The sequence below is a fragment of the Variovorax sp. YR266 genome, from assembly GCF_900107295.1.
Lineage (GTDB): Bacteria > Pseudomonadota > Gammaproteobacteria > Burkholderiales > Burkholderiaceae_C > Variovorax.
The window spans coordinates 631,297-650,070 of sequence record NZ_FNPM01000002.1; the positions used below are offsets into that span (position 1 = coordinate 631,297).

The 18,774-nt window shown below is 68.0% G+C and carries 17 protein-coding genes and 2 tRNA genes; 14 read left to right on the forward strand and 5 right to left on the reverse strand.

Going from position 1 to position 18,774, the window contains the following annotated elements; genetic code table 11:
* Positions 1 to 7 precede the first annotated feature (7 nt).
* From BLW48_RS08540 to BLW48_RS08570, 7 genes are all read left to right on the forward strand, one after another.
* Positions 8 to 1,099, forward strand: a complete 1,092-nt coding sequence (locus tag BLW48_RS08540) for an FAD-dependent oxidoreductase (RefSeq protein WP_177142300.1) — start codon at positions 8 to 10, stop codon at positions 1,097 to 1,099.
* Positions 1,096 to 1,293: a sulfur carrier protein ThiS gene (thiS, locus tag BLW48_RS08545; RefSeq protein WP_093074833.1), complete on the forward strand. Its 198-nt coding sequence runs from the start codon at positions 1,096 to 1,098 to the stop codon at positions 1,291 to 1,293. Before BLW48_RS08540 ends, thiS begins: the two co-directional genes overlap by 4 nt.
* 18 nt (positions 1,294 to 1,311) lie before the next feature.
* Positions 1,312 to 2,124 carry a thiazole synthase gene (locus BLW48_RS08550; RefSeq protein WP_093174182.1) on the forward strand — a complete coding sequence of 271 codons (813 nt, stop codon included), beginning with the start codon at positions 1,312 to 1,314 and terminating at the stop codon, positions 2,122 to 2,124.
* Positions 2,121 to 3,059 (forward strand): thiamine phosphate synthase, encoded by a 939-nt coding sequence (locus BLW48_RS08555; protein ID WP_093174025.1) that lies wholly within the window; start codon positions 2,121 to 2,123, stop codon positions 3,057 to 3,059. Before BLW48_RS08550 ends, BLW48_RS08555 begins: the two co-directional genes overlap by 4 nt.
* Positions 3,060 to 3,064: 5 nt before the next feature.
* Positions 3,065 to 5,191 (forward strand): TonB-dependent siderophore receptor, encoded by a 2,127-nt coding sequence (locus BLW48_RS08560; protein WP_093174027.1) that lies wholly within the window; start codon positions 3,065 to 3,067, stop codon positions 5,189 to 5,191.
* Positions 5,192 to 5,240: 49 nt separating this feature from the next.
* Positions 5,241 to 5,316: transfer RNA gene (locus BLW48_RS08565), tRNA-Asn, on the forward strand.
* A gap of 162 nt (positions 5,317 to 5,478) precedes the next feature.
* A tRNA-Asn gene (locus tag BLW48_RS08570) sits at positions 5,479 to 5,554 on the forward strand.
* Between the two features lie 78 nt (positions 5,555 to 5,632).
* Here the strand turns inward: BLW48_RS08570 and BLW48_RS08575 are convergent.
* On the reverse strand, positions 5,633 to 8,533 hold the full coding sequence (locus BLW48_RS08575; RefSeq protein ID WP_093174030.1) for an autotransporter family protein: 2,901 nt from the start codon (positions 8,531 to 8,533) through the stop codon (positions 5,633 to 5,635).
* A gap of 191 nt (positions 8,534 to 8,724) precedes the next feature.
* On the opposite strand from BLW48_RS08575, the gene BLW48_RS08580 reads away from it, so the two are divergent.
* From BLW48_RS08580 to BLW48_RS08590, 3 genes are all read left to right on the forward strand, one after another.
* Positions 8,725 to 9,588 (forward strand): AraC family transcriptional regulator, encoded by an 864-nt coding sequence (locus BLW48_RS08580; protein ID WP_093174032.1) that lies wholly within the window; start codon positions 8,725 to 8,727, stop codon positions 9,586 to 9,588.
* Positions 9,585 to 10,574, forward strand: a complete 990-nt coding sequence (locus BLW48_RS08585; RefSeq protein ID WP_093174034.1) for an alpha/beta hydrolase family protein — start codon at positions 9,585 to 9,587, stop codon at positions 10,572 to 10,574. Before BLW48_RS08580 ends, BLW48_RS08585 begins: the two co-directional genes overlap by 4 nt.
* A gap of 300 nt (positions 10,575 to 10,874) precedes the next feature.
* On the forward strand, positions 10,875 to 11,276 hold the full coding sequence (locus tag BLW48_RS08590) for a GreA/GreB family elongation factor (RefSeq protein ID WP_093054479.1): 402 nt from the start codon (positions 10,875 to 10,877) through the stop codon (positions 11,274 to 11,276).
* 27 nt (positions 11,277 to 11,303) lie between these two features.
* Here BLW48_RS08590 and BLW48_RS08595 read toward each other — a convergent pair whose 3' ends face one another.
* On the reverse strand, positions 11,304 to 11,522 hold the full coding sequence (locus BLW48_RS08595) for a hypothetical protein (RefSeq protein ID WP_093174036.1): 219 nt from the start codon (positions 11,520 to 11,522) through the stop codon (positions 11,304 to 11,306).
* A 227-nt stretch (positions 11,523 to 11,749) separates the two neighbouring features.
* Between BLW48_RS08595 and BLW48_RS08600 the strand changes: the two genes are divergently transcribed.
* Positions 11,750 to 12,655 (forward strand): CsgG/HfaB family protein, encoded by a 906-nt coding sequence (locus BLW48_RS08600; RefSeq protein WP_093054475.1) that lies wholly within the window; start codon positions 11,750 to 11,752, stop codon positions 12,653 to 12,655.
* A gap of 27 nt (positions 12,656 to 12,682) precedes the next feature.
* Here the strand turns inward: BLW48_RS08600 and BLW48_RS08605 are convergent, their stop codons facing one another.
* Complete coding sequence (locus tag BLW48_RS08605; RefSeq protein ID WP_093174038.1) at positions 12,683 to 13,087, reverse strand: GFA family protein; 405 nt, start codon at positions 13,085 to 13,087, stop codon at positions 12,683 to 12,685.
* Positions 13,088 to 13,174: 87 nt separating this feature from the next.
* Here BLW48_RS08605 and BLW48_RS08610 point away from each other — a divergent pair, with 87 nt between their 5' ends.
* The 3 genes from BLW48_RS08610 to BLW48_RS08620 all read left to right on the forward strand — a co-directional run bounded on the left by BLW48_RS08610 (position 13,175) and on the right by BLW48_RS08620 (position 16,860).
* Positions 13,175 to 14,161: a helix-turn-helix transcriptional regulator gene (locus BLW48_RS08610; protein WP_093174040.1), complete on the forward strand. Its 987-nt coding sequence runs from the start codon at positions 13,175 to 13,177 to the stop codon at positions 14,159 to 14,161.
* 124 nt (positions 14,162 to 14,285) lie between these two features.
* The gene (locus tag BLW48_RS08615; protein ID WP_093054469.1) at positions 14,286 to 14,990 is read left to right on the forward strand and encodes a response regulator transcription factor; all 705 of its coding nucleotides are present in this window, start codon (positions 14,286 to 14,288) and stop codon (positions 14,988 to 14,990) included.
* Between the two features lies 1 nt (position 14,991).
* Positions 14,992 to 16,860: a sensor histidine kinase gene (locus BLW48_RS08620; protein ID WP_256330734.1), complete on the forward strand. Its 1,869-nt coding sequence runs from the start codon at positions 14,992 to 14,994 to the stop codon at positions 16,858 to 16,860.
* A gap of 10 nt (positions 16,861 to 16,870) precedes the next feature.
* On the opposite strand, the gene BLW48_RS08625 is transcribed toward BLW48_RS08620, so the two are convergent.
* Entirely contained in the window at positions 16,871 to 17,212 is a 342-nt protein-coding gene (locus BLW48_RS08625; RefSeq protein ID WP_093054465.1) for a hypothetical protein, read from the reverse strand.
* A 19-nt stretch (positions 17,213 to 17,231) separates the two neighbouring features.
* Positions 17,232 to 18,719 (reverse strand): DegQ family serine endoprotease, encoded by a 1,488-nt coding sequence (locus tag BLW48_RS08630; RefSeq protein WP_093074861.1) that lies wholly within the window; start codon positions 18,717 to 18,719, stop codon positions 17,232 to 17,234.
* Between the last annotated feature and the right edge of the window lie 55 nt (positions 18,720 to 18,774).

The window sequence follows — 18,774 nt, forward strand, 5'->3', positions numbered from 1 at the left end:
CACGGCTGTGAGCCTTCCTTTTCAATCGGCCGCCATCCTCGGCGCGGGCCTCATGGGCCGCCTGCTGGCGGTGACGCTCGCGCAGGCTGGCTGCAAGGTCGATCTGTTCGAAGCTGGCAGTCCCGATGCCGAAGGCGCTGCCGCGCGCGTGGCAGCGGCAATGCTTGCGCCGCTTGCCGAATCGGCCGTGGCGCCGGTGTCGGTCGTGCGCATGGGGCAGCACGCGCTCTCGCGCTGGCCCGAACTGCTGGCCTCGCTGGCGCAGCCCGTTTTCTTCCAGCGCGAAGGCACGCTGGTGCTCTGGCACCGGCAGGACAGCGCCGAAGCCGCGCGGCTTGCGCGCGTGCTCGCCCGCACCGGCGCGCAGGTGCCCGAACTCGCGCCGATACAGACGCTCGACGGCCCGGCCATCACAGCGCTGGAGCCTTCGCTGGGCCAGCGCTTCGCGCGGGGCCTGTTCCTGCCGGGCGAAGGCCAGCTCGACAACCGTGCGCTGTTGGCTTCGCTTCTTGCGACGCTGCAAGACAACCCTCGTGTCACGCTGCACTGGCAATCGCCACGCGCACCGTCTGATTTTTCACCCGGCACGACAGGCCAGCCCGACTGGGTGATCGACTGCCGCGGCCTCGGCGCCAAGCCCCAATGGAACGCACTGCGCGGCGTGCGCGGCGAAGTAATCCGCGTGCATGCGCCCGAAGTGAGCCTGCAGCGCCCCACCCGCCTCGTGCATCCGCGCTACCCGCTCTACATCGCGCCCAAGCCCGGCAACCTGTTCGTGATCGGCGCGACCGAGATCGAGTCCGAAGACATGTCGCCCGCCAGCGTGCGCTCAACGCTCGAACTGCTGAGCGCCGCCTATGCCGTGCACAGCGGCTTCGCCGAAGCGCGCATCGTCGAGATCGCCACGCAGTGCCGCCCCACGCTGCCCGACAACCTGCCCGCCATCCGCCAGCCGCAGCCGCGCGTGCTGCAGATCAACGGCCTGTACCGCCACGGTTTCATGATCGCGCCCGCGCTGCTCGACGCCGCGATGGAGCTGCTCGCGCACGGCCACTCGGCCCTCGCAAGGAGCTTCGGCATGGAGACCTCCGACACATGAACATCCTGATCAACGACAAGCCTTTCGTGCTGCCCGACCACGCCACGCTCACCGACGCGCTGGCCGCACTGAACGCCACGCCGCCTTTCGCGGTGGCAGTGAACCGGGAGTTCGTGCCGCGTTCGGCGTATGCCGCGCGCGCACTGCAGTCCGACGACCGCATCGAAGTGATCCGCCCCGTGACGGGCGGCTGAATGATGGAGACAAAGAACATGACGACCACGAACGACCCACTGGTGCTCTACGGCGAAACCTTCCAGAGCCGCCTGCTGCTCGGCACCGCACGCTACCCCTCGCCCGACTTGCTCGAAGCCGCGGTGAAGCGCGCAAAGCCAGCGATGTTGACCGCCTCGCTGCGCCGCCAGACGGCGAGCCAGGGCTCTGGCAACAGCGACCTCGGCAACGGCTTCTGGGAGTTGCTGCGCAAGCTCGACGTGTCGGTGCTGCCCAACACCGCCGGCTGCCACAGCGTGCAGGAAGTGATCGCCACCGCGCAGATGGCGCGCGAGCTGTTCGACACGCCGTGGATCAAGCTCGAGCTGATCGGCGACGACTACACGCTGCAGCCCGACACGCTGAACCTCGTCGATGCGGCCTCGCAGCTGATCCGCGACGGCTTCAAGGTGCTGCCCTATTGCACCGAAGACCTGGTGCTGTGCCAGCGACTGGTCGATGTCGGCTGCCAGGCGGTGATGCCATGGGCCGCACCCATCGGCACCGGCCGCGGGCCGGTCAACCCCTATGCGCTGCAGGTGCTGCGCGATCGGCTGAAGGTGCCGATGCTGGTCGACGCGGGCCTGGGGCTGCCGTCGCATGCTTGCCAGGTGATGGAATGGGGCTACGACGGCGTGCTGCTCAACACAGCCGTTGCGCTGGCGCAAGACCCGGTCGCGATGGCGGGCGCTTTCGCCGACGCGGTGCAGGCCGGCCGCACCGCATATCGCGCCGGCGCCATGGCAGCGCAAGACGCCGCCCAGCCGAGCACGCCCGTACTCGGCACGCCCTTCTGGCATCACGCACCATGAGCACCGCGAACGACGCCCGCGCCATCGCGCACGCCATCGTCGCGGCCCACGGGCTGCGCTTTGGTGCCATCACATCCACGCCCATCAGTGCACCGAACTTCTCTTCGGACGATCCGGTCTACCGCGGCGCCAAGCAGGCCTGCACGGCCCTCGGCTTCATCGAGATCGATGCCGAATGCCTGGCCCATGCCTGGCGCGTGAAGACACAACGCCTGAGCAGCTTCGACGCCGCGCTGTGGCCCGACGCGCCCGAAGACTTCGGCATGCGGCCGTTTCCACCCACTGCGCGCGACGATGCATTTCCGCTCTGCCCCGAACGACTCGGCCTGTACGCCGTGCTGCCCGACGCGCAATGGGTCGGCCGCATGGCGCGTGCAGGAGTACCGACGGTGCAGCTGCGCTTCAAGTCCGACGACGCCTCGGCCATCGAGCGCGAAGTGCAGGCGGCCGTTGAAGCGGTGCAAGGCACCGGCGCGCTGCTCTTCATCAACGACCACTGGCAGGTTGCCATCGCGGCCGGCGCCTACGGCATTCACCTCGGCCAGGAAGACCTGGACGCACTCTCGCCGAACGAACTGGCGCAACTGCGCGCTTCCGGCCTGCGGCTGGGCGTCAGCACGCACGGCTATGCCGAGATGGTGCGCGCCGACAAGGTGAGCCCGAGCTACATCGCGATGGGCGCGGTGTACCCGACCACGCTCAAGAAGATGGCGACCGCGCCGCAGGGCGCGGCCCGGCTCGGCGCCTATGCACGCCTGCTGCGCGGCTATCCGCAGGTAGGCATCGGCGGCATCGATGCCGTGCGGCTGCCCGAGGTGCTGGTCACCGGCGTCGGCTCCGTCGCCGTGGTGCGCGCGCTGGTCGCGGCCGAAGACCCCGAGGCCACGGCCGCGCAATGGATGGCAGCCATGAGCACCGCTGCGGTCAGCAACTGAACAGAATGAAGCAACACACCCTCTCGCCTCTCTCGTGCGCCATCGCCGCCACCCTTCTTGCCACGGCCTGGAGCGCCAACGCGCAACAGGCCGCGCTGCCTGAAGTCACCGTCAACGATGCGGCCGCGGCGCCGCAAGCCGACGTGAGCGGCTTCGGCGACGTGCCACTGCGCGAGCTGCCGATCTCGGCCACGGTGATCGACAGCAAGCAGCTGCGCGACAGCGGCGCACGCCGGCTCGCCGACCTCACGCAGTTCGACGCCGCGGTCACCGACGCCTACAACTCCGCGGGCTACTGGGACTACCTCACGGTGCGCGGCTTCGTGCTGGACAACCGCTTCAACTACCGGCGCGAAGGCCTGCCGATCAGCGCCGAGACATCGATTCCGCTCGACAACAAGGAGCGCGTCGAAATCTTGCGCGGCACCAGCGGCATCCAGGCTGGCACCAGCGCGCCGGGCGGGCTGGTCAACTACGTCGTGAAGCGGCCCACCGAGCAGGACCTGCGCACGGTGCGCATCGAGACCACGAGTCGTGGCAGCGTGCTCGGTGCGCTCGACCTCGGCGGGCGCTTCGGTGAAGACCGCCAGTTCGGCTACCGACTCAACGTGGCGAGCGAAAACCTCAAGCCGCTGACGCACAACCTCGACGGCAACCGCAACCTGTTCTCGCTCGCGGCCGACTGGCGCATCACGCGCGACTCGGTGCTGGAGTTCGAGATCGAGCAAAGCCGCAAGACGCAGCCGAGCCAGAATGGCTACAGCCTGCTGGGCAACGTGCTGCCGGCGCCAGTCGACCCGCGCATCAACCTCAACAACCAGCCGTGGTCGCAGCCCTCGGTGTTCAAGGCGCTGACGGGCACGGTGCGCTTCAGCCAGGCTCTGAATGCCGACTGGCGCTGGAGCGCGCAGATCGGCCAGCAGCGGCTGAAGAGCGACGACCGGCTGGCCTACGCCTTCGGCTGCAGCGCCGAAGGCAACTACGACCGGTATTGCTCGGACGGCACCTTCGACGTCTACGACTTCCGCAGCGACAACGAGCGCCGCACGCAGACGGCGGGCAGCCTCAACCTCAAGGGCAATGTGATGACGGGCAGCGTGCGGCACGAGCTCGGCTTCGGGCTGCTGCAAAGCCGCGTGCGCAACCGCTTCGACAACCAGGCCTACAACTACGCGGGCACCGGCAACATCTGGGGCACAGCCGTGGTGCCGGCGAGCCCGGACGCCACCACGCCGCAGACCAACCGCGACGAGCGCTCGACCGAACTGTCGGTGCAGGACGCGATCCGCTGGAATGACCGCTTCACCACCTGGCTCGGCGTGCGCCACACGCGGCTCGACCGCAGCAGCATCGGCAACGACGGCTCGAGCCCGACCGGGTACAAGCAGGACGTGACCACGCCGTGGATCGCGGCGAGCTACACCATCCAGCCGGGGCTGCTGGCCTATGCAAGCTGGGGCAAGGGTGTCGAGTCGCAGGTCGTGCCGAACAGGGTCTCGCAGTACAGCAACGCGGGGCAGGCACTGCCCGCGCTCACCTCGCGCCAATGGGAACTGGGCCTGAAGGGCGGCAGCGAGGCCTTCAACTGGCAAGTGGCATGGTTCGACATCTCGCGGCCGATGACCAACATCGACCTGTGCGGCGCCTATTGCGAAGTGCGCAACGACGGGCGCGCGGTGCATCGCGGCCTGGAGGCCGGTGCGCAATGGAGCCAGGGGCCGTGGCGCATCGGTGGCAGCGTCGCGGTGATCGATGCCAAGCGGCGCGGCAGCACTGCGAATCCGGCGCTCAATGGGCAATCGCCGACCAACGTGCCCAAGGAAGTGCTGCGTGCGCAGGCTGCGTACCGCGTCGCATCGGTGCCGGGGCTTGAAATCGCGGGGCAGCTTTCGTATGAAGGCCGGCGCAACGTGCTGCCCGATGGTTCGATCACGCTGCCTTCGTGGACACGCGTCGATGCGGTGCTGCGCTACGACACCAAGCTGCGCGGCGTGAACACGAGCTGGACGCTGGCCGTCGACAACTTGTTCGACCGCCGCTACTGGAAGGAATCGCCCTACCAGTTCAGCCACGTGTATCTGTTCCCGGGTGCGCCGCGCACGCTGCGTCTGGGCCTGAGCGTTGCGCTTTGAACGCACTCTTGAGAAGCCGTAAAAAAGCACGCTATAATCTAAGGCTTGTTCCTCGATAGCTCAGTTGGTAGAGCGCCGGACTGTTAATCCGTAGGTCCCTGGTTCGAGCCCAGGTCGAGGAGCCACTACAAAGCCGCAAGGCCTCTGAATGCCCCGCTACTCAAAAGGTAGCGGGGCATTTTCAATTGCGCTGTGGCGAAGGTGTTGCGGGCAGTCATCGCACCGACGCAAAAAATGCAGCCGGCCGGCCAGGATCGACAAATCCATTGCATATAATTTGAGGCTGTTCCTCGATAGCTCAGTCGGTAGAGCGCCGGACTGTTAATCCGTAGGTCCCTGGTTCGAGCCCAGGTCGAGGAGCCAATACAAGCCGCAAGGCCTCTGGAAAGCCCGCTGTCTTTTATGGACAGCGGGCTTTTTCTTTTTCTTCGCTTCACAACGCTACCAGCGCGCGCGCACGCCAGCAGACCCTTGCAACGACGACCGTGCCCGCGTGTCACCGCCCATCGCATAGAGGCGACCGATCTCGCCATAGACACTGGCGGCTCGCGAAAGCGGCAAGGTAAATCCACCGGTCAGCTCCACGCTGCGGTAGCCGGTGGCACTGGCGATGCGCGTGACGGCCGCCGCGTTGATGAACTGCGCGACGTCGGTGCCCGCGCTGGCGCTGTAGAGGTTCAGGCGTGCATAGGGCTGCAGCAGGCCGGCGGCCGTTGCAACTTCACCGCGCACGCGTACGCCAAGGCGGCCTAGCCAACCGCCACCGGTTTGCTGCGACACATTGGCACCGGAGAGAACTGCGTCGTCGAGCTTCAGCTTCTGATAGACGACCTGGGCCTGCGGCTCGATGCGCCAGCCCGGAGCGAGCCCGAAGGCCTGTCCGACCTCCAGCGACGCCAGCAGGCTGCGGCCCTTGCCCCAGCTGGCCTGGTTGCCCGTCGCTTCAACGCCGTAGCGGTGGCTGCCGCCCTGCAGGACGGCGTCGGCATAGCGATTGTTCTCATCGTCCTTCCACGTGGCGTAGGCCGCCAGGTAGCGCGAGCGCAGGTCGTTGCTGCCCACAGTGCCCTGCACGCCACGCGCAAAGCCTTGCACGCCGACGCGGCCTTCGAGCTGGCCGACGTACACACCGGCGCGCCATGCCGAGCCCGTTGGCGCATACAGGTCCACACCGGTCTGGAAGCCGCGCAGGCGCCCGTCGCTTGAGGGCGCGACCGCGCCCTGCTGGCGCAGGTCGATGTCGGCGTACACCAGCCGGCCCCATGCGGCACGCTGGCCCTGCGGCGCACTTTCATTCGACGCGACACCATCGCCATCGCCCATGCGCCGGTGCAGGTTGCCCAGCATCGCCAGATCGGCCCGCCGAAGTTGCGACGGCAGCGCGGCGAACAGGGGAACCTCGGCGCGGTAGGTTGGCAAGGTCGCGGTGGCCGGGCCTGTCGGACTCGCGGTCGCCGGCGCGGTCGAGCGCAGGTACCAGTTCTCGCCGGCCCCTGAGGCGTCCGCGCTGTAGAGGCGGTACTCGTAGGCGCCGGCGTCCACATGGCCGCCAGCCAGGGAGAAGCCATTCTTCGTGGTCTGCGCCGTGGTCGTCGCTCCATTGATGGCGCTCACGAGCATGATGCCGTCGCCCGTCGTCAATGCGCCGAGGCCGCCTGCATTGCTCACTTGCAGCGTGGTGGTGCCACTCACGGTGCCTGCGTTGATGACGATGCGATCAGTCAGTGAGCCGGAGTCCCCGAGGGCAGTGCGCATGCCCACGATGCCGCCCTGCCCCACCCAGTTGCCGTTGACGGTGAGCGTCTGCGGCACGAAGCCTGAGCCCGCAGAGCCCGGCGGCTGGAAGTCGATTCGCCCCGCGAGCGTCACGCTGCTCAGCGACGAGCTGCCCGTCATCGTCCAGCGGCTCGTGGCATCGACGGTGAGGTCCACCGGATCGATGCTGCCCGCAAGGCTGGAACCGTTCAACAGGCGCATGTCGACGACGCTGGTGGTGTCCGTCACGACGTTGCCGCTCAGCGTGCTGCGATCGGCGGTGAAAGTGAGGCTGCTGCCGTTTAGTGCCTGCAGCAGGTTGCCGGAGCTGCTGGCGGTGGCGCTCGTGTTCTTCAATGTGAGCACCGCGCCAGTGGCTGCATCGACGCGCACGAGGTCGCCCGATGCGCTTGTGATTGCAAAGCCGTCGAAGCTTGCCGTCTGGCCTGAGCCCGAGAGAAAGCCCAGCGCACTGCCAGCGGCGGTGATGGAGCCGGTGCCGGTGGCGCTGATCGAAGGGCTGCTGGCGAGCATCGCGGCGCCGTAGCTGCTGGCGTCGGTGGTGGTGATCGCGAGCGAGCCCGTCGCGTTGATCGCGCCGCCGCCGGTGACCAGCAGGCCCGCGGCGTACGACTCCTGCGTGCCGCTTGGCGTGTTCGCCTGAGTGACGCCGGTGGCCTGGATCGCCACGGGGCCCGCCAGGTTCACCTGCGAGCCGGCATCGCGCACCGAGATGCCGATGCTGTTGATGCCGCTCGAATGGATCGTGGTGCTCGACGATGCGGCGGCCGTTGCCACGCCGCCCGTGACCGCACGGATGCCCGACCCGTTGAGGCCCGAGTTGTTCAGGCTTGCCGTGCCCGTGTAGGTGATGGTTCCGGCGCTGGTGATCTTGAGCGCCGAGGCCTGCTGGCCGCTCACGCTCAGGTTCAGGCTGCCGTTCAGTTGCGCGGTGCCGCCAAGATCGGTCGCGATCGCATCGGACCTCGAGTCGCCAGCCGCGCTGATGACCATCGCACCGTTCGACACGAGGCTCGCCCCCGTAGTCATGCGAATGCCGGGAGAGTACGAAGCCCCGGCTCCCATGGTGATGCTGGTGTCGCCGTTCAGGATGACGCGAGTGTTCGCCAGCTCCGCGTAAATGCCATAGTTGCTGGCCCCGTTGGACAGCGTGATCGACAACGGCCCGTTCACGGTGACGGTGCCCCCGCTCGCCGCGCGCAGGCCGCGGATGCCCGTGCTTGCGCCGGGGCGGTCCAGCGTCAGGCCACCAAGCAGGTTGATCTGCGAGCCGGTGCCCGTCGCGTACACGCCGTTGATGCCGCTCTGGGACATCGTCATGGTGATGAGGCCCGCGGCATTGACGATGCCGCCGCCCGATGCGCCCAGTGCTGATTGCCCCCCGGGCACGCCGCTGCTGCCGTAGCTGCCGGCCGCGCTGCACACGGAGCCCGCCGTGGCTTGCAGTCTCACGCCCGAAGTGCTGGTGCAGGCCGCCATCGCGTCGCCCGCCGACCACAGCAGCAGCGCGCCGAAAAGGCATGTGCGGGGAAGGACACCAAGGGCGAAGAAATGCGGGTGCTTCAAAGACGGCTCCAGATGCACGCCATGACGATGGTGTGACAGACCGCAACTCTAGATTAGCACCAATGTATTCAATTGTGAACAAATCCGCGTTTGGAGCCTTTCTTCGGGCAGATCAGCAAGCCCCGGCATCTTTTTGAATATGCGCAAAGTCGGCTAAGTACCGGCCCGGCGAAGGATGCAAACTCCCGCGCATGGAAAGCCGTCGAACCGAGCAGGACTACCGGGCCCGCGTGGCGCGCGCAGTCGCGGCCATCGTCGCGGACCCGATGGCCGATCACCGGCTCGAAGACCTCGCGCGGCTCGCGCACTTCTCGCCCTTTCACTTCCACCGCGTCTACGCAAGCGTGGCCGGCGAAACGGTGGCCGCCACGGTCCGCCGCGTTCGGCTGGCGCTCGCCACCCGCCTGCTGGAAGGCGGTACCCAGAGCGTCACGCAGGTCGCGCTGGCCGTGGGCTACGAGAGCCCGCAAGCCTTCACGCGCGCCTTCGGCCAGTTCACCGGACAGTCGCCGCGCGCATTCCAGCAGCAGATGTCGCGGGCGATCCTCGACGTCGATGCGCTGCCGCGTTCCGGTGAGAACAACGAAGGCGCTGCACCGGCCGTGCGGATCGTCGAGTGCCCGGCGCAGCGGCTGCACGCGCTGCGGCACCAGGGGTCATTCGCGACCATTCCCCATACCCATCGGCGGCTGCGCCTGCAGGCCGGTGGGCGAGTCATCTCGGACCGGTGGGGCGCCTCGTTCAACGAACCCGAAGACTCGGCCAGCTTCAGGTACTACGCCGCCGTCGCATCGCCCGACCCTTGGCCGGAAGACGCCGAGGTCCAGATGCTCGACATTCCCGGTGGCTGCTACGCCGTGCACCGCCTGGCCGGCCCCTACTCCCAGATCAACGCGGCCGTGCGCGCCCTCTATGTCCGGTGGCTGCCGGCCAGCGGCTACGAGCCGGACGACCGGCCCACGCTGGAGCACTACCTGAACTCGTCCCGCAAGGTCTCGCCGGCCGAACTGCGCACCGATCTGCTGATTCCCATCCGACGCGCGAGCACGTCATGAGCTCGTGGCGCCGCTGCCTCTTCCTCGTCGCCCTCTGCCTTTGCGCCGGCCTGGCGCACGCCGCGGGTTTCGGCCTCATCGAAGTGCCCGCCAGCAAAGACGGCCCGGCGCTGCTCGGTGCAGTGTGGACACCCTGCGATGTACCCGCAGGCAAGATCGCAGTCGATCCGCTGGTCATCGAGGGCACCAGGAACTGCCCGATCTCCGGCACGCAACTGCCGCTGGTCGTGGTCTCGCACAGCAAGGGTGGCTCATCTCTCCTTCACCACGACACAGCAGCCACGCTTGCCGACGCGGGCTTCGTCGTGGCTGCCATCAACCACCCGGGCCACAACTTTCAGGACATGAGCGGCGCGGCCCATCTGTCGGTCTACGCCACGCGGCCGGCTGACATGAAGCGGCTGGTCGACTACATGCTCGGCGCCTGGCCCGGACGCGCCGCGCTCGATGCGAATCGGATCGGCTTCTTTGGCTTCTCGGCGGGCGGCTACACCGGCCTCGTCTCGGTAGGCGCCGTTCCGGACTTCCGGTTGCGCGAAGACCTGTGCCCGCCAGCTTCCACGGTCCCGCTGTGCGGAGAAATCCGCCGCAACGAACTGCCGCAAATGCCGCCGCGGGACGACCGCATCAAGGCCGCAGTCATCGTCGATCCCCTGACTGCCTTCGACGCCAGCGGCCTGAAGGGCGTAACGCTTCCGATACAGCTGTGGGCCTCGGCCTTCGGAGGCGATGGCGTTGCCCCGCGCTACGTTGAAGGGCTTCGCCGCGACCTGCCCGTCAAGCCGGAATGGCACATGGTGCCAGGCGCCACGCACTTCGCCTTCGTGGCCCCCTGCCCGCCGACCATGGCGCAGGCAATGGCGCAGATCTGCCGCGATCGCCCGGATTTCGACCGCGCCGCCTTCCATGCCGACTTCAATGCACAGGTGCTGGCCTTCTTCAGGCAACACCTCGGACCACACCGCGCTTACCGGCAAGGCACGTGAGGCCATTGCTTGATGGCCTCGCAGCACGTCCCTACACTCGTCCGGATGGCCCCCTCGTCCGTGTTCCGCAAACACCCTGCACGCGCAGCCCTGCCCCAGGCAGCGGCAGGCCGTCGTGCGGATGTTGCCGCTGCGGCGACTACGGCGGTCTTGCGACACACCTCCGCACTTTCCTGAGCCCGGCGGTCCGCTACCTTCCTTCCTGATGCGCGAACCATTGACCGCCGGGCACGCGCCGCGCGGCAGCGACTTCGCCCGCTCTCCTGCACAGGGCGAGGTCGCATTCAACTGGAGTGCTTCATGCTTGCAACCATTCACGGGGAGCGCACGCTCACCGAACTCGACTTCGTCCGTCTCGGCAAACTGCCGGGCCAGCAGCTTCCTCCCGCGCTCACCGAGCTTCTCGACGCAGCGGACGTGCTGCCCTCGCGCGAGGTCCCTCCGGACATCGTGACGATGAATTCCCAAGTGGAGGTGGAAGACCCTGCCACGCACCAGCGGCAGAAGATCACCCTCTGCTACCCCGGCGACGCGCAGCCGGGTGAGGGCTTCGTCTCGGTGCTGTCGCCCGTAGGCATCGGCCTGCTGGGCGTGAGAACGGGCACGCTCGCACGCTGGCAGATGCCCAACGGCGCGGAAGGCGCGGCGCGCGTGGTCGCTGTGCTGTTCCAGCCCGAGGCCAACGGCGAATACACGCGTTGACGATGCCCGTGCCTCCAGGCCGGTCGATCAGTGCTTCATGACGACGCTGGTGCGGTCCCTTGCGCTGTCGATGGTCGCGCTCACGGCGCTGGTGTTGACGGCCAGGGCCACCAGGATGGAGCCGACGAAAGCCGGGTCGGCGGCTCCGGCGAAGTTCGAGGCCCCTGCGATGGCCAGGGCCTGCTGCACCTGCTGGCGGGTCAGTTCCGCTGCCGCTTCTCCAACGACGTTCTTCCTGGTTGCCATCTGAAAGCTCCTCGGAGTGAAGGCCCGACTGTAGCTGCCGGGTGGGCCACGCCCGCATGCCCATGACTTTCGGCACTGGTGCACCGGACACGCGGAATGTATGTTCGCGCGGTCGCCGGCGGCGCGTCGAATCGGGAGGTCGTACAGGCCATGGCAATTCCATCTTCGGTCTTGATCAAGCGACGTCCGCACCGGGCATTTCATTCTTTTCACCTGACAGATCGGACATGGCTTTTTCCAAACTCTCTCTCGCAAGTGCACTCGCGGGCCTGCTGGCCCTTTCAGGCTGCCAGACCATGGACATGCAAATGGGCAGCCAATCGGCCAAGACCGTGGCCACCGGCAGCGCCGCAGGCAGCGCAACCTCCGGCGAAAGCAGCCAGCTCGAGCGCTGCGATTCGCCACTCGGCACGGTCTCGCTGATCGAGAACGTCAATGCCGGCTGGTACACCATCCTCACCGGCGAATACAAGCTGCCTCCCACTGCCAACCTGCTGCGCCTGCTGGTGCAGCAATCGAACTGCTTCGTGGTGGTCGAGCGCGGTGCAGCCGGCATGAACGCCATGACGCGCGAGCGCGCGCTGATGCAGTCGGGCGAGATGCGCGGCGGCAGCAACTTCGGTCGCGGCCAGATGGTGGCTTCCGACTACGGCCTGTCGCCCGAGATCGTCTTCAGCAACAGCGACGCCGGCGGCCTGGGTGGCGCGCTCGGCGGCCTGGTAGGTGGCGGCCGCGGCCGCGCCATCGCCCAACTGGGCGCGAGCATGCAGACCAAGGAAGCCAGCGCGCTGCTGACCCTGATCGACAACCGCTCTGGCGTGCAGGTTGCGGCCGCCGAAGGCAGCGCCTCCAAGACCGACTTCGCGGGCTTTGCGGGCCTGGGCGGCCTTTCCGCCGCGGGCGGCATTGGCGGCTACACGCGCACGCCGCAGGGCAAGGTGATTGCCGCGGCCTTCATGGACGCGTTCAACCAGATGGTCCGCTCGCTGCGCAACTACAAGGCGCAGACGGTGCGCGGCCAGGGCCTCGGCGGTGGCGGCCGCCTGGGCGTGGACGGCGGTGCGGCGCCCTCGCAAACCTCGGCGCCGGGAGCAGCAAAGCAGCAGCGCCGCAGCAGCAAGCAGGCGCAGTAGCGCACATCGCCGGCCGGCCCGCCTCGTTCAGAGGCAGCGCGTTTCGGCCGGCGGCTCGAACCAGTTGTTGTTGCGCCCGTCCATGTACCGGACGGGTGCCGCCGACAGCTCTTGCGGCGTGACGTCGTCCAGGCAGCTCACGTTCACGCTGACGTAGGCACCACCGATCTCGGGCACATTGCCGCGCCCGAACGACCGGATGCCGCAGTGCCTGCAGAACAGGTGCTCGGTGCTGTGCGTGTTGAACTGGTACAGCGACAAGTCTTCTTCTCCCGACAGCAGCGTGAAGGCCTCCGGCTTCACGATCGCGCCCCATGCGCGGGCCTTGGTGCAGATCGAGCAATTGCATTTGCCCGTGCCCTCGGCGAGATCGATCAGGGCCTGGAAGCGAACCTTGCCGCAATGGCAGCTGCCGTTGTATGTCTTCTTCATGGGTCTGTGTCCCGGGGTTGAGATGAAAGCCAAGGCTACGACCCATTGCGGACAGATCCTGTCCTCGATCGCGGGCATCATGCGCACATGCTGTCTGCCTCTGCACGCCTGATCCGGCTTCTTTCGTTGTTCCAGGCACAACGCTCCTGGACGGGCGCCGAACTCGCCGCCCGGCTCGAAATCACCGAGCGCACCTTGCGCCGCGACGTGGACCGCCTGCGCAGCCTCGGCTACACGGTCGATTCCACCTCCGGCGTGGCAGGCGGCTACCGGCTGGGCGCGGGCACTGCCCTGCCCCCGCTGCTGCTGGAGGACGAAGAAGCCATCGCCGTCGCGCTCGGCCTGGGCAACCCGGTCGGCGCCGCGGGCGACATCGAGAACGCCTCGATGCGCGCGCTGGCCAAGCTCGAACAGTTGATGCCGCCGCGACTGCGCCGCCGGCTCGACAGCGTGCGCGCGTCGGTGGTGCCGGTGCTGCGCGGCAAGTCGCCGGTGCGCCTGAAGGCCGTGTCCTTTCTTGCCGAGGCGTGCACCGACCGGCTCGAACTGCGCTTCGGCTACCGCGACCACCACGACGCCGTCACCGAACGCACGGTGGAGCCGCACCGCGTGGTGCAGACCGGGCAGCGCTGGTACCTGCTGGCCTGGGACACGACGCGCCAGGACTGGCGCACCTTCCGCCTCGACCGCATCGTCGAACCCACGCCCACCGGCGCGCGATTCACGCCGCGCCGACTGCCCCACGGCGACGTTGCGGCCTACATGGAACACGCGCTGCAGGTGTCGCCCTATCTGCACCATGCGCAGGTCGTGGTGCATGCATCTGCCAAGGCGCTCGAGCCGTACCTCGGCTGGGTCAGCGGCACGCCGCAGGCCATCGACGAAGGCTCTACGCGCATCGCCACCGGCGCCAATTCGCTCGACGCGCTGGCCGTCTGGCTTGGCTGCCTGCCGCATGACTTCGAGGTCGAATCGCCGAAGGAACTGGTCGAGCACCTGGCGCTCGTGGCCGAGCGGCTCGGCAAGGCTGCGCGCAAGCCACGGAAAGCGGTGGGCCGCCTCCCCCGTATATAGGATGGGCGGCACGTGGGCCGCCCTCTACTCTTTGCGCCATCCAGCAGCAACCCAGAGCCTTCTCCATGCGCCTCGCCCCCACGTCCTGCATGAGCGCATACAGCCTCCCCGGGCCGGCGCGAGCATGACCGCAGAAACACAGGTTGCCCTCGTCGAAGACGACACCGGCATGCGCGAGCGCATCTCGCGCGTGGTCGATGCCGATCCGTCGCTGAGCCTGGCCTACAGCGCCTCCAACGCCGCCGACATCCTCGGCTGGCTGGTCGACAACCCCATCGACGTGCTGCTGGTCGACCTCGGCCTGCCCGACCGCCCCGGGCTGCAGGTGATCAGCCAGTGCCGCAACATGCAGCCGGCCTGCGCGGTAATGGTGCTGTCGATCTTCGGCGACGAGGCCAACATGGTCCAGGCCTTCGAAGCCGGAGCCAGCGGCTACCTGCTGAAAGACGGCACCGAGGCCGACCTCGCCACCCACATCCGCCACCTGCGCGCCGGCGGCTCGCCGATGTCGCCGGTGATCGCGCGCAAGCTGCTGCGGCGCTGGCAGGCTCATTCGGGCGGAGCGCCACGGCAACAGCAACCCGCTGCCGCCAAGCCCGCCAGCACCGCACCGAGCGCTTCGACGATCGCTCCCGAACGCCTGTCGCCACGCGAGTTCGAGGTGCTCGACCTGGTCTCTCGTGGTTTCACCTATGTCGAAGTCGGAACGCAGATGGGAGTCTCGGCGTCGACGGTCCAAACCCATATCCGCAATATCTACGGCAAGCTGGATGTGCACAACAAATCGGAAGCGGTGTTCGAGGCGCGCAACCTCGGTTGGCTTCCCTAGTGTGGCCGGCGGCATTCATCGCCAGCTCTTTGCGGCGCTGCTGTGCCTGTGGCTTGCGCTGGCGGGCGTCCACGCCCATGCCGCCGGGACGCCCGGCTCCACCATCGACATAAGCTCGGCCGAGGCCACGCTCGAACCTGATGGCCTGCCGGCGCAGAAGCGCCGGGTGCAGTTGCCCTTTCGCTGGGACCACGAGTTTCCCGGCCTCGGGGGCAAGGCGACCTACCGCATCGACCTGCCTGCCGCCGCAGTGCCGGGCGATGAACCCGCGGCCCTGCTGATGTCGGGCGCGGGCAACCAGGTGACGATCTCGTTCAACGACGCGCTGGTGGCCAGCTTCGGCACGCTGGGCGTGCCGAAGCACGACGCGACCAAGAGCAACCTGCTGGTCCCGGTTCCGGCCGTGCTGCACCGTACGGGCCAGCCGCAGTCGCTGGTCGTGCGCACGACCATCCAGCGCCAGCGCGGCGCGGGGCTGGCCAGCGTCCAGTACGGCACCGAGGCCTCGCTCGCGGTGCTCTATCGCGACCGGCAAAGCTGGCGCAACACCTCGGCCATCGTGTATGCCGTCAGCCTGCTGCTGATGGGCGGCATCGCCGGCGGCCTGTGGCTGCGCCAGCGCGATGCGCTCTACGGCTGCTTCGCGCTGGCTGCGCTCTCGGGCGTGGCGCGCAACCTCGACCGCGTGTGGCCCGACGTGCCGATTCCCTGGCCGCTGTGGGGTGCCGTGGTGGCGGTCTGCTATGCCTGCCACATCGGGCTGATCGCGCGCTTCGTGCTGCTGGTGCTCGAGCGCAATCCGCCGTGGCTGGTGCGCTCGATCCACGCCGCACTCGCGCTGTCGGTCACGCTGGCCTGCGCCTCTTTCGCCTTTGCGCGGCCTTCGTTGTGGACCGCCGGCCTGGTCGTCCTGCAGCTGACCAGCATCGTCTGCCTGCCCTACGTGGTGTACGGCGCGCTGGTGGATCGGCGGCGCATTGCGGGCGTGCTGATGGCGGCGGGCACGCTGGCCATCCTGGCCGGCGCGCACGATCTGCTGCTGGTGCGCATGGGCCTTTTCGGCGGCGCCGACTTCACTCTGACGGCGCACGCGATGTTCTTCTTCGTGATGATCCTGGCCGGCCTCGTGGTCGAGCGCTACAGCCGCACCGTGGCCGACTACCGCGCGCTCAACACCAACCTCGCGGCCCGCGTGGCGGAGCGCGAAGATCAGTTGCGCAGCGCCTTCGAAACCGTGCGCCAGCAGAATCAGGAACAGGCCGTGCTGCTGGAGCGCCAGCGCATCATGCGGGAGATCCACGACGGCGTGGGCTCGCAGCTCGTGGGCCTGCTCAACGTGGTGACACAGGCCAAGCCGGACCGCGCCGTGATCGAGGAGCACGTGAAGCTCGCGCTCGACGAGATGCGCATGGCCGTCGATTCGCTGCAGCCCACGCACGACGACCTGCCGACCGTGCTGGCCACCCTGCGCTACCGCCTGCAGCCGCGGCTCGACGCAGCCGGCATCGAACTGGTGTGGGACGTGGAGGTCATTCCGCCGCTGGAGCCCTTCGCCGCGCGGGCGGCCCTGCAGCTGCAGCGCATCCTGCTCGAAGCCTTCACCAATGTGCTGAAGCACGCGGCGGCCACGCGCATCGTGATGCATGCGAGCTGGCACGGCGACGAGACTCCGTCGCAGGTGCGCATCGTGCTCACGGACAACGGACGCGGCCTGCCGACGGCGCCCCCCGGTGGTGAGCACAGGGGACACGGCATCGCGAACATGCATGCGCGAGCCCAGTCCATCGGCGCGCGGCTGCAGATCGAAACGGTGGACCCCGCAACCGGGGGGGCGCGCATGCAGCTCGACTGGCCCTGCGCACGGGCCTGAGGAGCTTCTTTCAGCGCAGCGCGAACGCCAGCGTCACCGCCCCCAGCGCCAGCAGGCCAAGGCCGGCGATAAAGACCATCTCGCCCCAGGCTTCGAGCCGCGCACCCGATCTGCGGGCGCGCATCGAGATGAAAGACAGCAACGCGCTGGCCAGGAAGACCAGCGCGTCGACGGCCAGCAGGCGATCGATCAGTAGCCGCATGTCGTCGCGCGGCCCGAGGTGCCCGATCGACATCACGGTCATGCACACGCCGATCATGGTGGCCGACGTGGGCAGGATGTGCGCCGAGAGGCCGCCGGCCGGCGAGCGTTCGTGGATCACCTCCAGCTGCAGCTTGCCTGGCGGCTTCATCGGGCCGTCGTCCCTTCGATCAGCCGATGCGAACCGGCACGAAGATCTTGTCTTCGCCGCGCTGGATCAAGAGCGCCACCGACTTGTTGCTGGCCTTGGCCACCACTTCGCGCACCTGCTCCACGCTCTGTGCCGGCGTGCCGTTGATGGCCAGCAGCACGTCGCCCGCCTGCACCCCGGCCTGCGCCGAGGGACCGGCCGCGTCTTCGATCAGCAGCCCGTTCTCGACAGCGGCCTCGCGCTTTTCCTGCGGCTGCAGCGGACGCAGCGCCAGGCCCAGCTTGCCCTGCCCCACGTCGGCATCTGCCTTCGCGACCTTGGCGGGCTTCTCGCTCGCATCGCCGAGCTTGGCCTGCAATTCCTGGCGTTCGCCCTGGCGCCACACTTCGAGCGTGACCTTCTTGCCCGGCGCCTGCTGGCCGATCACCGCGGGCAGGTCGCCCGAGGACACGATGGCCTGGCCGTCGACCTTGCGGATCACGTCGCCCGCCTTCAGGCCCGCCTTGTCGCCGGGGCCGCCCTTCTCGATGTTCGAGACCAGCGCGCCTTCGGGCTTGTCGAGCTTGAACGAGTCGGCAAAGGCCTGGTTCACTTCCTGCACCGCCACGCCGAGCCGGCCGTGCGTGGCCTTGCCGGTCGCGACGATCTGGTCTTTCACCTGGATCGCCACGTCGATCGGAATGGCGAACGACACGCCCTGGTAGCCGCCGCTGCGGCTGTAGATCTGCGAGTTGATGCCGACCACTTCGCCACGCGTGTTGAGCAGCGGCCCGCCGGAGTTGCCGGGGTTCACGGCCACGTCGGTCTGGATGAAGGGCACGTAGCTGTCGTCGGGCAGCGAGCGGCCCTTGGCGCTCACCACGCCGGCCGTCACGGTGTTCTCGAAGCCGAAGGGCGAGCCGATGGCCAGCACCCATTCGCCGACCTTCAGGTCCTTGGTGTTGCCGAGCGCGAGCACGGGCAGGTTCTTGGCGTCGATCTTCAGCACCGCAATGTCGGTCTTGGCGTCGGCGCCGAGCACCTTCGCTCGGAATTCGCGGCGGTCGGTCAGCTTGACGGTGACTTCCTTCGCGTCCTTCACGACGTGGGCATTGGTGATGATGATGCCGCTGGGGTCGACGATGAAGCCCGAGCCCTGCGCACGCACCGGCACTTCGCGCTGCTGCTGTTGCTGGCCGCGCGGGTTGATCTGGCCCTGGAAGCGGCGGAAGAACTGGAACATCGGGTCATCGGGGTCGATGCCCTGGATCTCGGCGGCTGCCTCGTCGTCGGAGGCCTTCATGGTGCCGGTCACGCTGATGTTGACCACGGCCGGGCCGTCGCGCGAGGTGATGGTCGAGAAGTCGGGCAGCGTGACCATGGCCGCGGGCGCCACGGCGGTGGCATTGGTGGTCGGCGTGCCCACGGCACGGGCGCTGGTGTAGGCACCGGCACCAACGGCACCGATCACGCCCGCGCTCGCCAGGGCAATCACCAGGGCGCGGGGCGAAGTCAGACGGGAGTTCATTTGTCGGTTCCTTTCAGGGCGCTTGGGCGCCAAAACGATGAAAGGAATGTCGTCG